This is a genomic window from Arthrobacter sp. NyZ413, assembly GCF_049390645.1.
Lineage (GTDB): Bacteria > Actinomycetota > Actinomycetes > Actinomycetales > Micrococcaceae > Arthrobacter.
Genome location: NZ_CP155434.1, coordinates 1,471,058 through 1,486,038, shown reverse-complemented (window position 1 = coordinate 1,486,038; position 14,981 = coordinate 1,471,058). Strand labels below are relative to the sequence as shown.

The 14,981-nt window shown below is 63.6% G+C and carries 15 protein-coding genes and 1 tRNA gene; 4 read left to right on the top strand and 12 right to left on the bottom strand.

Annotation, left to right across the window (positions count from 1 at the left end):
* Positions 1–5: 5 nt before the first annotated feature.
* The 6 genes from ABCW42_RS06980 to rpsB all read right to left on the bottom strand — a co-directional run bounded on the left by ABCW42_RS06980 (position 6) and on the right by rpsB (position 4,898).
* On the bottom strand, positions 6–584 hold the full coding sequence (locus ABCW42_RS06980) for a DivIVA domain-containing protein (protein ID WP_423184160.1): 579 nt from the start codon (positions 582–584) through the stop codon (positions 6–8).
* A gap of 26 nt (positions 585–610) precedes the next feature.
* Positions 611–1,537, bottom strand: coding sequence for a phosphatidate cytidylyltransferase (locus tag ABCW42_RS06975; RefSeq protein ID WP_423184159.1), 927 nt, complete (start codon positions 1,535–1,537; stop codon positions 611–613).
* The gene (gene frr, locus ABCW42_RS06970) at positions 1,537–2,094 is read right to left on the bottom strand and encodes a ribosome recycling factor (RefSeq protein WP_133202850.1); all 558 of its coding nucleotides are present in this window, start codon (positions 2,092–2,094) and stop codon (positions 1,537–1,539) included. The genes ABCW42_RS06975 and frr overlap by 1 nt, the downstream gene beginning before the upstream one ends.
* Before the next feature lie 121 nt (positions 2,095–2,215).
* A complete protein-coding gene (pyrH, locus tag ABCW42_RS06965) occupies positions 2,216–2,953 on the bottom strand; it encodes a UMP kinase (RefSeq protein ID WP_423184158.1) in 738 nt (245 codons plus the stop codon).
* A 147-nt stretch (positions 2,954–3,100) separates the two neighbouring features.
* On the bottom strand, positions 3,101–3,937 hold the full coding sequence (gene tsf / locus ABCW42_RS06960) for a translation elongation factor Ts (protein ID WP_423184157.1): 837 nt from the start codon (positions 3,935–3,937) through the stop codon (positions 3,101–3,103).
* 121 nt (positions 3,938–4,058) lie between these two features.
* On the bottom strand, positions 4,059–4,898 hold the full coding sequence (gene rpsB / locus ABCW42_RS06955) for a 30S ribosomal protein S2 (RefSeq protein WP_423184156.1): 840 nt from the start codon (positions 4,896–4,898) through the stop codon (positions 4,059–4,061).
* 476 nt (positions 4,899–5,374) lie between these two features.
* Between rpsB and ABCW42_RS06950 the strand changes: the two genes are divergently transcribed.
* Together ABCW42_RS06950 and ABCW42_RS06945 are read left to right on the top strand one after the other, a co-directional pair.
* Complete coding sequence (locus tag ABCW42_RS06950; RefSeq protein WP_423184155.1) at positions 5,375–7,417, top strand: HelD family protein; 2,043 nt, start codon at positions 5,375–5,377, stop codon at positions 7,415–7,417.
* Positions 7,418–7,501: 84 nt separating this feature from the next.
* Complete coding sequence (locus ABCW42_RS06945) at positions 7,502–8,071, top strand: M23 family metallopeptidase (protein ID WP_423184154.1); 570 nt, start codon at positions 7,502–7,504, stop codon at positions 8,069–8,071.
* A gap of 8 nt (positions 8,072–8,079) precedes the next feature.
* Here the strand turns inward: ABCW42_RS06945 and ABCW42_RS06940 are convergent, their stop codons facing one another.
* The 6 genes from ABCW42_RS06940 to ABCW42_RS06915 form a co-directional block, all read right to left on the bottom strand.
* Entirely contained in the window at positions 8,080–9,270 is a 1,191-nt protein-coding gene (locus ABCW42_RS06940) for an acyl-CoA dehydrogenase family protein (protein ID WP_423184153.1), read from the bottom strand.
* A 124-nt stretch (positions 9,271–9,394) separates the two neighbouring features.
* Positions 9,395–9,468: transfer RNA gene (locus ABCW42_RS06935), tRNA-Ile, on the bottom strand.
* Between the two features lie 88 nt (positions 9,469–9,556).
* Positions 9,557–10,753, bottom strand: coding sequence for a glycosyltransferase (locus tag ABCW42_RS06930; RefSeq protein WP_423184152.1), 1,197 nt, complete (start codon positions 10,751–10,753; stop codon positions 9,557–9,559).
* A 111-nt stretch (positions 10,754–10,864) separates the two neighbouring features.
* Positions 10,865–11,770 carry a DMT family transporter gene (locus ABCW42_RS06925; RefSeq protein ID WP_133202832.1) on the bottom strand — a complete coding sequence of 302 codons (906 nt, stop codon included), beginning with the start codon at positions 11,768–11,770 and terminating at the stop codon, positions 10,865–10,867.
* Complete coding sequence (locus tag ABCW42_RS06920; protein WP_423184151.1) at positions 11,770–12,393, bottom strand: CDP-alcohol phosphatidyltransferase family protein; 624 nt, start codon at positions 12,391–12,393, stop codon at positions 11,770–11,772. The genes ABCW42_RS06925 and ABCW42_RS06920 overlap by 1 nt, the downstream gene beginning before the upstream one ends.
* 50 nt (positions 12,394–12,443) lie before the next feature.
* Positions 12,444–13,292 (bottom strand): phage holin family protein, encoded by an 849-nt coding sequence (locus ABCW42_RS06915; protein WP_423184150.1) that lies wholly within the window; start codon positions 13,290–13,292, stop codon positions 12,444–12,446.
* Positions 13,293–13,468: 176 nt separating this feature from the next.
* Between ABCW42_RS06915 and ABCW42_RS06910 the strand changes: the two genes are divergently transcribed.
* Both ABCW42_RS06910 and ABCW42_RS06905 read left to right on the top strand, forming a co-directional pair.
* A complete protein-coding gene (locus tag ABCW42_RS06910; protein WP_423184149.1) occupies positions 13,469–14,698 on the top strand; it encodes a multidrug effflux MFS transporter in 1,230 nt (409 codons plus the stop codon).
* Positions 14,699–14,766: 68 nt separating this feature from the next.
* Positions 14,767–14,943, top strand: coding sequence for a hypothetical protein (locus tag ABCW42_RS06905; protein ID WP_423184148.1), 177 nt, complete (start codon positions 14,767–14,769; stop codon positions 14,941–14,943).
* The last annotated feature ends 38 nt before the right edge of the window (positions 14,944–14,981 follow it).

Genomic DNA, 14,981 nt, shown 5'->3' with positions numbered 1-14,981 from the left:
GTCCGTCAGTCGATGGCCGCCATGAGCTCGACAACGCGGTCCAGGAAGGCATCCACTTGGGCCTCTTCGTAGCTGTCGTGCCCCTTGGCTTCGGAGAAGGCCGCACGGCGGACGTTGTCAACGCTTAGCGGTTTGTCGTTTTCCAAGTAGCCGATCAGCGACGCGCACAAGGCATCCACCTCGGCGATGTTGTATCCGCGGGTGCGCTTCTTTTCCGGGCGACGGAACCGTTCGCCGTCGGGCCGGTGCAGCCGGCCCCTCAGGACACCCGAAAGCTTGCCGATCTTCAGCAGCCAGGCGTCTTCGCCTTCCGCCGCGATGAGCTCGTCCCGTTCCCTGCGGGCGAAGGCGTCCTCAAGGCGGTCAAGGGCGGCGTCGACTACCGAGGCGTCGTAGCCTCCCTTGACCGGATCGAAGGACACTGCACGGACATCCTGGCTGCCGATCTTTTCCGAAGCCTCGGCCCTGTTCTCGAACGACACCCTGGCCCGCTGGAAGAACTGGTCCACTTGCTTTGCGTTGTAGCCGTACTTGCTGCGCTCCACGCGCTGGAACGCAGCGGGGATTTGACGACGAATGTCCACTGACGGTGTTTTCCTTCTGGATGTTGTCAGGCGCCGCTCAGCAGCGCGAAAAGAATGAATGCTGTGGGAGCCGCGAAGACGATTGAATCGAGCCTGTCCATGACGCCGCCGTGGCCAGGCAGGATGCTGCTCATGTCCTTGACTCCAAGTTCGCGTTTGACCATGGATTCGGCGAGGTCGCCGGCAGTCGCAGCTGCCACCATGCCGACCGCGAGCACCACGCCGACCCACCACGGCTTGTCCAGGACGAACAAGCTGGCCAGGATACCGATGACCATGGCTCCGGCGACGGAACCGCCGAAGCCCTCCCAGGATTTCTTGGGACTGATCTTGGGGGCCATGGGGTGCTTGCCGAACAGGGCGCCGACGAGGTACCCAAAGGTGTCGTTGGACACCACCAGCAACAGCATCACGGCAATCTGCCACGCGCCGCCCGGGACCTGCCCGTCCGGCCAGAAGCCCGCCGTCGTCGCTCCTCCGCTGGCGTGCAGCGGCACAATGGCAAAACTGATCAGGAAAGGCACCCACGCGAGGGTGAAGATTCCCGCGAAGACGCTGCGCGGCGCGCCCGCAGCGCTTTCGAGCGAACGCCAGAGCAGGACGGCCGTGCTGCTGAGCACCATGGCGAAAAGCATGCTTTCCAAGCCACCGAAATAGGCCGCGAACGGTATGGCGACTGTTCCCGTCAACACGGGGATGATCGGCATCCGGGTTCCCTGGCTGTCGAGGGCACGGAAGAGCTCCCACACCCCGATCACGGCGAACGCGGTGGTCAGGACGACGAACCCCAAGGGCAGGAAGAGCAGCCCGCCGAGGATGGCGAAGAGCATGGCAAGCCCGACGCCGATGGCAGCCGGAAGATTACGGCCCGCCTTGGGCGTCGGGTTGCCTCGTCGTGGGCGCCTTGCGCGTGTGGGAGCCCCGTGCGCGGGCGCCGGCTCAGCCTCGCTCATTAGACTTCGAGCAGCTCGGCTTCCTTGCGCTTGAGGAGCTCATCGATGCCGTCGACGTGGGCCTTGGTGATCGCGTCCAGTTCCTTCTCGCCGCGGGCGCCTTCGTCTTCGCCTGCTTCGCCGTCCTTGACGAGCTTGTCCAGGGCGTCCTTGGCCTTGCGCCGGATGCTGCGGATGCTGACCTTCGCGTCCTCACCCTTGCCCTTGACGATCTTCACGTATTCCTTGCGGCGTTCCTGGGTCAGCTCCGGGATGGTAATCCGGATGACATTGCCGTCGTTGGAAGGATTCGCGCCCACCTCAGAGTCGCTCAGGGCCTTCTCGATATCGCGCAACGCCGTCTTGTCATACGGGGTGATCAGGATGGTCTTGGCATCGGGAATCGCGAAGGACGCCAACTGCTGCAGCGGCGTGGGAGTGCCGTAGTACTCCACCATGACCTTGTTGTAGAGCCCGGGGTTGGCACGGCCGGTACGGATCGAGGCGAAATCCTCCTTGGCTACCTCGATCGCCTTGTCCATCTTTTCCCCGGCTTCGAGCAAGGTTTCTTCGATCACGGTTTCTCCTCAGAAATAGTCGCGACCCGATCCGCGGGCCGCGATGCACAATAGAATTCCGCCCTCTCGAGCGGAAGAGTCCTAGAAATATCCTAGTCCTTGCCCGGGAGTCACTCCCCCGCTACGGAGTGACCAGGGTGCCGAGCTTTTCGCCGAGGATGGCACGGGTGACGTTCCCTTCGCCCTCCATGCCGAAGACCACCATGGACAAGTCGTTGTCCTTGCACATGGTCATGGCCGTCTGGTCCATGACCCGGATGTCCCGGCGCAAGGCCTCATCGTAGCTGAGCGTTTCGAGCTTCTGGGCCGCGGGGTCCTTCTTGGGGTCGGCGGTGTAAACGCCGTCCACGCCGCTCTTCGCCATGAGGACGACGTCGGCGTGTACTTCGAGCGCGCGCTGGGCGGCTACCGTGTCGGTCGAGAAGTACGGGAGGCCGGCACCGGCGCCGAAAATGACGACGCGCCCCTTTTCCATGTGCCGGATTGCGCGACGTGGAATGTAGGCCTCGGCCACCTGGCCCATGGTGATTGCGCTCTGGACGCGGGTTTCGACGCCGGCCTGCTCCAGGAAGTCCTGCAGGGCCAGGCAGTTCATCACGGTGCCAAGCATCCCCATGTAGTCGGCGCGCGAGCGGTCCATGCCGCTCTGGGACAGTTCGGCGCCGCGGAAGAAGTTTCCACCGCCGACGACGATCGCAACCTCGACTTCGGAAACGGCTGCTGCGATCTGCTTGGAGATGGCGCGGACGGTTTCCGGATCGACACCGAGCTTACCGCCGCCAATGACCTCGCCGGACAGCTTCAGCAGAACGCGGCGGCGGGTCTTCCCGGGCTGGATTGCAGTGTTCTCGGTTTCCATGGTGCCTTCCCGTTGGTTCACTCTGGCTAGATTATCTTGCTGGGGGCCAGGGCATAAAGCCGCTGACCCGGACGCCCGGCGATGCGGGCGATCCATTGCATGAAAAAGGGGCGGCCACCGAAGTGACCACCCCTTTTTTATGACTGACTAGTTTCCGACGCGGAAGCGGGCCACTGCGGTTGCCTTGACGCCGGCCTCTTCGAGGACCTGGGCAACGGTCTTCTTGGAGTCCTTCGCAAACGCCTGGTCCAGGAGGACCTCGCCCTTGTAGAAGCCGGTCACGCGGCCTTCCACGATCTTCGGGAGGGCAGCTTCGGGCTTGCCTTCAGCCTTGGCGGTTTCCTCGGCGATGCGGCGCTCGGACTCGACCAGTTCGGCCGGGACGTCTTCGCGGGTCAGGTAGTTCGGAGCCATGGCTGCGACGTGGACAGCGACGTCGTGGGCTGCGGTTGCGGCGGCTTCGCCTTCGCCCTCGACAGCGAACAGGACGCCGACCTGGGCCGGGAGGTCCTTGGAGGTCTTGTGCAGGTAGGCGTCAACCGTGCCGCCTTCGATGCGGGCGATGCGGCGAACCACAACCTTCTCGCCGAGGACGGCGCCTTCTTCGATGACGTACTCGGAAACCGGCTTGCCGTCGACGTCGGTGGCCAGCAGGGTCTCGAGGTCGGCAGCGCCGGACTCGACGGCGGTTGCCAGGACCTTGTCGGCCAGCTGGATGAAGCGGTCGGCCTTGGCAACGAAGTCGGTCTCGCAGTTGACTTCGATCATGACGCCGACGTTACCGGTGACCTTGGCGGCAACCAGGCCTTCGGCGGTGGAGCGGCCTTCACGCTTCGTAGCGCCCTTGAGGCCCTTGATGCGGATGATCTCGATGGCCTTCTCGGCGTCGCCGTTGGCTTCGTCAAGAGCCTTCTTGACGTCCATCATGCCGGCGCCGGTGCGCTCGCGCAGGGCCTTGATGTCAGCAGCAGTGTAGTTCGCCATGTGAACCCCTCTGTCTAGAAATTTATGTGTTTACGGACTGACAGGACGGCAGCCCACCTCGTGGGCCACCATCCTGTCAGTAACTCCCGGCGCCACTATCCGGCGCCGGGAAGGTCCGGATTTACTTGTCGGCTTCGCCGGCGGGAGCTTCGGTGGCCGGGGCTTCAGCAGCTTCAGCAGCCGCAGCTTCGGCCTTGCTGCCCTCGAGGAGCTCGCGCTCCCACTCGGCCAGCGGCTCTTCCGGAGCTTCCGTGGTACCCGTTGCGCGCTGGTTGCGGGCGATGAGGCCCTCGGCAACGGCGTCGGCAACGACGCGGGTCAGCAGGTTGACGGAGCGGATGGCGTCGTCGTTGCCCGGGATCGGGAAATCGACTTCGTCGGGGTCGCAGTTGGTGTCCAGGATGGCAACAACCGGGATGTTCAGCTTCTTGGCTTCGTCAACAGCAAGGTGTTCCTTCTTGGTGTCGACAACCCACAGGACGGAAGGAGCCTTGCTCAGGTTGCGGATACCACCGAGGTTGGTCTCCAGCTTGGTGAGCTCGCGCTTGAGGAGCAGGAGTTCCTTCTTGGTGTAGCCGGAGCCGGCGACGTCCTCGAAGTTGATCTCTTCGAGTTCCTTCATGCGCTGGATACGCTTGGCAACGGTCTGGAAGTTGGTGAGCATACCGCCCAACCAACGCTGGTTGACGTACGGCTGGCCAACGCGGGTAGCCTGCTCAGCAATTGCTTCCTGGGCCTGCTTCTTGGTGCCGACGAACAGGACGGTGCCGCCGTGGGCGACAGTAGCCTTGACGAACTCGAAAGCGCGGTCGATGTAGGACAGCGACTGCTGAAGGTCGATGATGTAGATGCCGTTGCGCTCCGTGAAGATGAACCGCTTCATCTTCGGGTTCCAACGACGGGTCTGGTGTCCAAAGTGGACGCCGCTGTCAAGCAGCTGGCGCATGGTTACGACGGGCATGCCGACGCTCCTTCCGGCAGGTCATTCATGAGAGAGCCACACGGGCCGCTCTTACCCTGCCAATAGTTGACGGTTGGTTAGCCTGACCCGATCGGGCCCGGCTCCTGGCATCCATTGCACCCCTCATCCGGCGATGGCTCACCGGACCGCAAGAGGCACAATCCTCCTCAGCATCGAATCCATGGGGATTCACCGTTGGAGGGTTGGATACGCGTAGTCAGCCTGACACCCTCGCGCAACTGAATGAGACGCGCTCCTGAACAAGCTTGAGGGCACAGCAGACTGCTCCACCAAGTGTACTACAGCGGACCCAGCCCCATGACCGCGAAAACCGCGGCACCAGCCACGGTTTTCCCTCTCCATTTTCAGGATATCCCCGCCCCCGGCCCTTGCCGCAAGGCCCCCGCCCTGGCGCAGAATTGGTTGCTGCCCGGCGCAGAATTGGTTGCTGCCCGCCCGGAAATGGAGTTGACCACATGCCCCTGTCCACCAGCGCGTTCGATCTTCCCGACCACCTCGTCCGCAAATCCGACCCCGTGCTCATTGCCGACGACGAGCGCCACTTCGCCTCCATCGCAGAAAGCCTCGAACACTCGATCGCCGAGCTCTCCGACAGCCTCGACAAAGCACGCAAGGCACCGGGCCGGCCAGGGCAGGAAGCCCTCGAGCGGGACGCGGAAGTGCGGCGGATCACCGCCCGCCTCCGCGCCTTGCGCCGCTTCGGCCTGGCTCTGTGCCTCGGCCGCATCGTCCTGGCCGGCAGTCCGGAGCCCATGTACATCGGACGGCTTGGCCTCACGGACAGTGCAGGCCGGCGACTGCTCGTCGACTGGCGCTCCCCTGCCGCCGAGCCGTTCTTCGGAGCCACACACGCCCAAGCGATGGGCGTCGCCAGCCGCCGTCGTTATCGCTGGAACCGCGGCCGTGTCAGCGACTATTGGGACGAGGCGTTCACCCCGGAAGGCCTCGAAGGGCAGGCGGCCCTCGAAGACCTTTCCGCGTTTATCGCAAGCCTGGGCAGCAGCCGTTCCGACCGGATGCGCGACGTCCTCGGCACCATCGCGGCCGAACAGGACGCCGTCACCAGGGCTTCCTCCCGCGGGACATTAGTGGTCGACGGCGGCCCGGGTACCGGAAAGACGGTTGTGGCTTTGCACCGCGCCGCATACCTCCTCTATTCCGACCCGCGCTTCGGCCATCGCAGCACCCGCAGCTCAAGCCACGTGCTGCTCGTCGGCCCGCACCGGCGCTTCCTGGCCTACGTCGCTGACGTCCTCCCAAGCCTGGGCGAGGAAGGCGTGCAGATGTGCACTTTGCGGGACCTGGTTCCCGAGGGAGCCACCGCCGTCGTCGAATCAGATCCGCAGGTTGCGGGCTTGAAATCGTCCGCGGACCTCGTGAACGCGATCGAAGCGGCAGTCAGGTTCTACGAGGAGCCGCCGGCCATGGATGTGGAGGTGGAAACTCCGTACGGCGATTTCCTGCTCGGCGCCCGGGACTGGGCAGACGCGTTTGCCGCCCCTTCACCCGGCACCCCGCACAATGAAGCCCGGGACGAGGTTTGGGAAGAGTTGCTCGGAATCCTCATGGACAGGCATCAGGACACGTACGACGGCGACGACGCCACCACCGCGATGCTGCGGACGGCGCTGGCCCGGAACACTGAGCTGACGGCTTGGACGGTCTCCGATTTGCCGTTGCTGGACGCGGCCAGGCAACGCCTCGGTGATCCGGAATCGTCCCGGCGCAAGCGCCTTCATAACGCGGCAATCGCCAGCGAGCGGGAGCTCATGGATCGTGTGGTCGAAGACCTGGTGGCCGCGGACGATTCGGAGCTCCTTGTGATGTCGATGCTGTGTGGGCAGGACATGCAGGAGAAGTTGGTCGACTACGATGCCTTGCCCCAAGCCGAGCCGGACCAGCTCGCCGGGCCGTTCGCCCACATCATCGTGGACGAAGCACAGGAACTGACCGACGCGCAATGGCGCATGCTCTTGCTCCGTTGCCCGTCCCGCAGCTTCACGGTGGTCGGGGACCGTGCCCAGTCCAGGCATGGATTCGCCGAGTCCTGGCAGGAAAGGCTCGGCCGGATCGGGATGCCCGCCGTCACCGTGGCGCCCCTCGGGGTCAACTACCGCACGCCCTCCGAGATCATGGCGGAAGCCGAGCACGTCATCAGGGCCGCGCTTCCGGATGCCAACGTGCCCTCGTCCATCCGAAGCAGCGGTATCCCCGTGCTTCATGCGGCTGCGTCGGATCTGGAGCAGGTCCTCGACGATTGGCTCTCCACCCACACGGAAGGCACTGCGTGCGTCATCAGTGCGACGCCGTCAGGCTTCGACTCAGTGCGGGGAATTCCGCGTGTGAGCGTCTTGTCGCCGGAAGAGTCGAAGGGCTTGGAGTTCGATCTTGTGGTGCTGGTTGACCCGGAGGCATTCGGCGCGGGTATCGAGGGCACCGTGGACCGTTATGTCGGAATGACCCGGGCGACCCGGCAGCTGGCCGTTCTCACTCCGTAGCTTCGGGAATGCTGCTTTCCGCGGTTTTCCACATAGCCGTCTTCCGGGCTACCGGGAGCCGACAGGATGCCGAAGGCTGGTGCCATGCGAACGGCGAAATCCTTGTTCCATCTCATCTTGGTGCTGGCTCTCGCGGCGCCCGCGAGCACGCCCGTATGGGCTGAGGCCGCTCCTCCGGCCGGCCAAGGGGTATCCCGCACCCGGCCGGAGTGGTCGTGGCCGCTGCCTCCCGTTCCGCCGGTCCTGCGGCGTTTCGAACCGCCGGACAAGCCGTGGTTGAGCGGGCACCGCGGCGTGGACTTGCAAGCAGCGTACGACGCCGGCCCGGTTACCTCTCCTGCGGACGGCACCGTGAGCTTCGTGGGCACCGTGGTGGACAGGCCTGTGATCACAGTCGACCACGGCGGCGGGATCCGGAGCAGCTTCGAACCTGTGAAGTCCGAGCTCAAGGAAGGCGCTCCGGTGTCCAAAGGCCAAGTCATCGGAACTTTGGAAAACGGCCATCGCGAGGCTATTCCGTGCCTCCACTGGGGTGTCCGGCGCGGAGAGGACTACGTCAATCCCCTCGCGTTCGTCACTGATCTCCGCCCGTCGGTGCTGCTTCCCCTTAACCGGCCAGCGTTCAATGAACCAGGGCCGGCGGATGGTAAATAGCATTGCGCCTAGACGATGGCGGAGACTCCAGTGATCGCCCGTCCGGCAACCAGGGTGTTGATTTCGTGCGTGCCTTCGTAGGAGTAGATCGCCTCTGCGTCGGCGAAGATCTTGGCCATTCCGAAGTCGGTGACAATCCCGTTGCCGCCGAGGATGCTGCGGCCCAAGGCAACGCTTTCGCGCATGCGGGCCGTGGTGAACGCTTTAGCCAGGGCGGATTGTTCGTCCCTGGCCACTCCAGCGTCCTCGAGTTGGGCAAGGCGGACCATCATGCCCATCGAACTGACCGCATTGCCGAGAATTTGCACGAGTTGGTCCTGCACCAGTTGGAAAGCGGCCAAGGGCTTCCCGAACTGGATGCGTTCCACCGCATAGCGCCGGGCGACGTCGAACGCCGCGAGTTGCTGGCCGACAGCCTGCCAGGCAACCGCGAGCCGCGTGACCTTGAGTACCTTGTTGACGTCCTTGAAGCTGTTCGCATTGGCCAGTTTGAAGGAGTCCGGAACCACAACGTTATCGAGGGTGATGTCCGCGTTTTGAACGATCCGCAGGGAGATCTTGTTTTCGATCTTGCTGGCCTTGAATCCGGGAAGGCCGGTGTCCACCATGAACGCCTTGACCTGGTTGTCGGCGAGGTCCCGGGCAAAAACCACCACCCAGTCGGAGAACGTCGCGTTGCCGATCCATCGCTTGGCGCCGTTGAGGATCCACGAATCCCCGTCCCGGCGCGCTGTGGTCCGGGTACCTCCGGCTACATCCGAACCGCCCAGGGGTTCGGTCAGCCCGAAGGCACCCACCTTCTTGAGGGAGTAGATCTCCGGGAGCCATTCGTCTTGCTGCTCTTGCGAGGCGAGCGCCTCGATGGAGCCGGTGAACAAGCCGTCGTGGACGCCCATAAACGTGGCAATCGAGGTATCGGCGCGGGTGACTTCGGCGTGGATGAGTCCGGCAAAGACGTGAGAATGGCCCTGCCGCTTCACGGGGCTGACCAGATCTATCTCCGCGAGCTTGGGGATGAGGTCAAGGGGGAACTCGCCGCGGTTCCACCAGTCAACAGCGATCGGCCTGACTTCGCGGGAGAGGAAGTCCCTGATCTCGGCCAGCCTGTCCTTCTCCTTTCCCGTGAGCAGGTCCTCAAAGCCGAAGAAATCCCCGTCGGCATATGGGAGGTTGTCGAGATCGATTGCTGGCTTGGACATGGCACCCCTTCGCTTAAGTTACCGATGAGTAACTTATCGCAACGAGTGACACACCGCAACAAAACCTGCACAACAAAAAGGAGCCTTTGGCTCACGTTTCCGTGAGTCAAAGGCTCCTCTCCCGTAGGGCTACTCGGACTTGAACCGAGGACCTTAGGATTATGAGTCCCGCGCTCTAACCAGCTGAGCTATAGCCCCGTGTCGGCCGGAAGCACTGTCAGCGCCCGGCCAAAACACTCTAGCAAAACAATTCGCCCGCCAAGGCCATTGCTCCGCCGCGTGACCGCTAAAGCACCTTGTCCTCGTAGGACGCACCGCGGTAAAGATCCTCGAAGGTCTGCAGGGTCCCTTGGATGCTGTGCGGTTCCACCATGCATCGGCTGGCCTTGCCCATGGTCTCCAGTTCGCCGGCGGGGAGGCGGAAAAGCTCTGTGATCCGTGCGGCGAGTTCGTTGCTGTCGCCGGGAGTGAAGAGATGACCGTTCTCGCCTTCGTTGACGAGGTGCGGCAGCGCCATGGCGTTGGCGAGGAGCACCGGCGTCGAGGCCGACATCGCCTCGAGCGTCACGAGGGACTGCAGTTCGGCGGTTCCAGGCATGCAGAAGATGTCGGCGCGAATGTACGCCTTGCGCAGCTCCTCATCGCTTGCCAGTCCAACGAACTTGACGCGGTCCCCTAGGCCTAGGCGCTTCGCCTGGGCCTCGAGGGCGGGACGGACTTCGCCGCCTCCCACGATTTCCAGGTGCACGTTGAGCTCCGCGGGCGTCTTGGAGATCGCATCGATCAGCACGTCCACGTGCTTTTCCTCGGCGAGGCGTCCGACGAAGAGGACCGTCGGGTAGGGATGGGGTTCAATGACTTCGTCGGGCTTGACCTCGTACGCCGCGGAGTCGATCCCGTTGGACAAGGGCAGGACCTTGCGCAGGAAGGCGTGCTGGTGCATGGCCTTGGCGGCCAACGGAGTGGGCGTGGTGACGACGTCGGCCTGGCCCATGACCTTGCCCATGTCCTTCCACGAAATACGCCCGATGATGTTCTTGAACCACTGCGGGAAGGGTAGGAAGGGATTGAGGTTTTCCGGCATGAAGTGGTTGGTGGCCACCACCCGGATGCCGCGCTTCACGGCCTCGTACAGGACGTGTTCACCGATCATGTAATGGCTTTGGATGTGCACGACGTCGGGCTTCACCCGGTCAAAGAGCAGCGCTATTTCCTTCTTGATTTCCCAAGGGAAGCAGATCCGGAAATATTCATGCGTGAACACCGCGTGGGACCTCAGGCGATGCACCGTGGCTTCGTCCCGGAATTCGGTGAAGCTCTTTCCGCTGTCCGCCCTGCAGGCCAGGACGTGGACGTTGTGTCCCCGCGCCGTCATGCCCTTGGCCAGCCTGTACCCGAACTGGGCTGCGCCGTTGACGTGCGGCGGGTAGGTGTCTGCCGCTATCAGGATGGTGAGGGGTTTGGTGGTTTCGGGAATGGTCACGTGGAGAACTCCTGATTGTCACGGTGCGAACGTCGAAAGGCGCTTGGCCCTCCGATGTTTTCGCCGGTTGCCGGCCGCAGGTGTGCGGGGCACTGTTGTCGAGCTATTGACCTAGGCCTTCCGGCTGGATGCCGCCTTCGCGTCACGTTTGCGCTTGGTGACTTCGGGATGGTGCCGGCTCAGGGCAATAACTCCCACGATAGCAAGGAGAGCGGCCGCAGCCATGGCGATTGCCAGCACGGCGTGGACATCGGGACGAAGCTCACCCAAAATGGCGATGCCGATCGCAATGCCCACAATGGGGTCAATCACGGTCAGGCCCGCGATGACCAGGTCCGGTGGTCCGCTGGAATAGGCGCTCTGGACGAACCAGGAACCGAGCCCGCCGGCAGCTGCGATGGCCACCACGGTGTACCACTGGACGTTGAGCAGAAACAGTCCGTTCGGATCCAGCAAGTGCCTGCCGATGATGCGCGTCAACACAGCCACGAAACCGAAGAGCACCCCGGCGCCGAGGATGTACACGAAGGCGTTCATGCGGTGCCGGAACATCGCCGCGAGCGATCCGAACAGTCCCACGGCAAGCGCGAGGAGGAGCACAATGGTTGCTTCGTCTTCGCCGCTCACATGGTGGTTTTCCTGAGTGGCGTTGACCGCCAGGAGGACGAACAACGCCGAGCCCGTCACACAGGACGAGATGGCTACGACGGTCCCCCGGTTGATGGTGAGGCCTTGGTCCTTGGCGTTGACGACGGTGGTGATTACCAAGGCGATGGCGCCGATCGGCTGGACCACGGTCAGGGGGGCAGAGACCAGGGCGATCGCGTTCATGGCCATCCCCAAGCCAAGCAGCAAGAGTCCCAGGACCCACCGCGGGTTGCGCAGGAGCCGCAGGAATCCGCGGGAGCTGAGCGCGAGGCCACCAGTGTCCGCCTTGACGGCGCTCCCTTGGCGTTGGGCGCCGATGGCGAGGCAAAAAGCGCCGAGCACGGCGAGAAGTACAGCGAACCAGACCATCAGCGACGACCGCCGTCGTGGGCTTTCAGCTCTTTGCCCTTGCGGAGGATCGCCCAGAAGTAGTTGTAGGCGGCCACCCAGTGCCCCAGGAGGCCGAGGCCGAGGCAGCACCAGGCGATAACGAAGTAGGTCCCGGCGAAAGGAACCGCCAACTTGGAGAGCACCAGGAGTGGCGTGCCGACGAGAAGGAACGCAGTCCGGATCTTGCCGACGCGGCTCACGGGAAGGTCCGGGTGGCTATGGAAGTAGAAAAGGGAGGCTGTGCCAAGGATCACGTCGGGAACCACCAGTGCGGCGAGGTACCACCAATCGACCACGCCGGCCAAGGCAAGGGTTACGGCAACGGTGATGAGGGCGAGGCGGTCGGCCGCGGGGTCGAGGACGCGGCCCAGCTTGGAGGCCTGGTTGAAGCGCCTGGCCACATAGCCGTCCACCCAGTCGGTCCCGCCCATGATGGCAAGGACCAGCACGGCGAAGCCGTATTCCTTCTCCCAAAGGACCAGCCAGACGAAGACCGGAACGCCCATGAAGCGCAGGACGGTCAGGAAATTGGGGACGGTGAAGACGAGATCGTGATCGATTTGCGGTTGCCCAGGGCGGGCGCCTGCGCCGATGAATTTCATCTGTCCCCCTTCCTGCAATCCGCGGCTGGTGGTGTCGATAGCCGTCTCGATTACTTCTTGAACAGCTTCCTCAATCCCACGGTCGCCACCGTGGCGGAGGCGGCGAAGAGGAAGATTTCCTTCCAGCGGGCGATGAGCCTTTCGGTGAGGCCGGCCGGGACTTTGGCGGAGAGATCGGTGAACGTCTTGGATGCGAACCGGCGGCCGTCGTCGAGCTTGTGCTCGGCGGCGTTGAGGAGGGCCTTTCCTTGGGTCTTGACGTCGAGTTCGACGTTGAGCTGGTCACGCACACTGGCAAGGTGCTCGCGGCGCTGCTTCAAGCGCCGGAGAAGCTCGGCCTCGCTGGGTGCAGGGGGCTGCTCGGCTTTGCGGGCGGCGTCCTTGGCCGCCTTTTCGGCCTTTGCCATTTCAGCCTTCGCGGCCTTGGCGGCCTGCGCGGCTTTGTACGCGTCCGACGACGGGTCGAGGACGCTGGCGTCGAACGACGATCCTTCCTTGAGGATGCCGAGATCGTGCTTGACGCCACGGACGGTCTGCTCGGGCAGGACGGGCATGGCCTTCTTGAACCCACGGAGGCCGATCAAAGAACCGATCAGGACGATCAGGAGGAACGCGGCCGCGACAACCAGCGCCGCCAGCCAGGCAGGCATGACAGTGGCGAGGCCAAGGATGGCTGCGACAACCAAGGCAATGACGAGGAATCCCACGAAGACAAGCGCGACGCCGACAAATGCACCCGCCACCCCGAGTTGCTTCCCTTTGCCCGCGAGTTCCATCTTGGCCAGGCTGATTTCGTCATTAAGCTGCCTCGGCGCGAGCCTGGCTGCAAGTTTGAGGGTGTCCGGCAATGCCGAAATACCCGGGCGCTGGCCAGCCCGTCCGCTGTGACGTCCACTCATTGGTTCCGCCTCACTGCTTCCTACTTTGCTCCTACCCCGGCACAGTGCCGGGACGAATAACTGCCCACGCGCACCTGTCCACAAAACTACCATTCACCTTCAGCCCCAACTTCCGGTATAGTCGCGCGGCGCGCCCCTTCGAACCTGATAAATATGATCTTTGGCACCTAGGATTGGTGATCGTGACCACTCCCCCTGCACCGGGCGATTCCCTGAGCCGACGAGAAAAACTCCTCTATATCCTCCTCCTTGGGGCGCTTACCGCCTTGGGTCCATTTACGGTAGACCTTTATCTACCGGCGTTCCCGGCTTTGGAGCATCATTTCGACGTCCCGGCTGCTGCGATTCAACTCACATTGACCGGCACAACGGTTGGCTTCGCCGTCGGGCAATTGGTAGTGGGGCCTTTCAGTGACAAATTCGGGCGCCGCATGCCTTTGATCCTCGCTACCGCATTGCACATCGGATCCTCGCTCGGCGCCGCACTTTCCACGGACATCGGAACACTCGCGTTGTTCCGCGTCCTCATGGGCGTCGGAGCCGCGGGCGGCGGCGTCGTGGCCATGGCCATGGTGCGCGACCTCTTCGCCGGATACGCCATGGTCCGCATGTTCTCCCGCATGTCGCTGGTCAACGGCCTGGCGCCCATCCTCGCTCCCATCATCGGCTCCCAATTACTTTTGATCATGCCGTGGCCCGGGATCTTCTACTTCCTCACGATCTACGGCCTGCTCGTGATCATCGCCGCGGTGTTCCTCATCCGCGAAACGTACCCTGCCGAACTCCGCCGGCAATCGACGTCGACGGCGGGCCAACGCTACAAAGCGGTGTTCGCCGACCGCATTTTCGTTGGCATGCTACTGGTGGGCGGGTTCAACTTCGGCGGACTATTCGCTTACCTTTCGGCGTCCACATTCCTTTTCCAGCAGGTCTACGACTTCTCGCCGCAGGAATACGGGCTGCTCTTCGGCATCAACTCCTTGGGCATCGTGGCCGGCGTCCAGATCAGCTCGAGGGTCATCAAGCGCGTCGCGCCCCAATGGATCATGGCCGTCGCCACCGCATGGATGTTGCTCATGGCGGCCCTCATCGTCACCTTCGACATGCTCCACTTCGGACTGTGGGGCATCGTGGTCCCGCTGTGGTTCTACATCCTCGCAACAGGTTTCATGTTCCCTTGCGTCCAGGTCCTCGCCTTGGCCAAGCACAGCGCACAAGCCGGAACCGCGGCATCCCTCCTGGGTGCCTCCAACTTCTTCATGGCCGGCGTCATTCCGCCGATCGTCGGCTGGCTCGGCGTCCGTTCCGCCATCCCCATGGGTGGAGTCCAGGCAGTCTGCCTTGCCTGTGCAGTCGCGGCGTTGTGGCTCGTGGTTCGTCCCCGGTCCGTGCCGTCCATCCACTGACGCGGGATGACGACGGCGGCGCGGGGGCCCGCGGGCACGTGCGGGACCGCAGGAAGTAGGCTCGAGGAATGACGCGCAAACCAAACCGCAACGGCCGGGGACTTTTCATCGGCGCGGTGCTTGGCGCCGTCGTCGGCTTCTTCCTCGCACGGGCTGGAAACCCGCTGTTCGGCGCCCTCCTGGGTGCCGTCGTAGGGGCGGCGCTCCTGTACCGCGTCAATCCGGGCCCCTGGAAGCGCGACTGAACAGCCGGGAGCGCGCGGGATCTGTTGCAGTCCGGTGC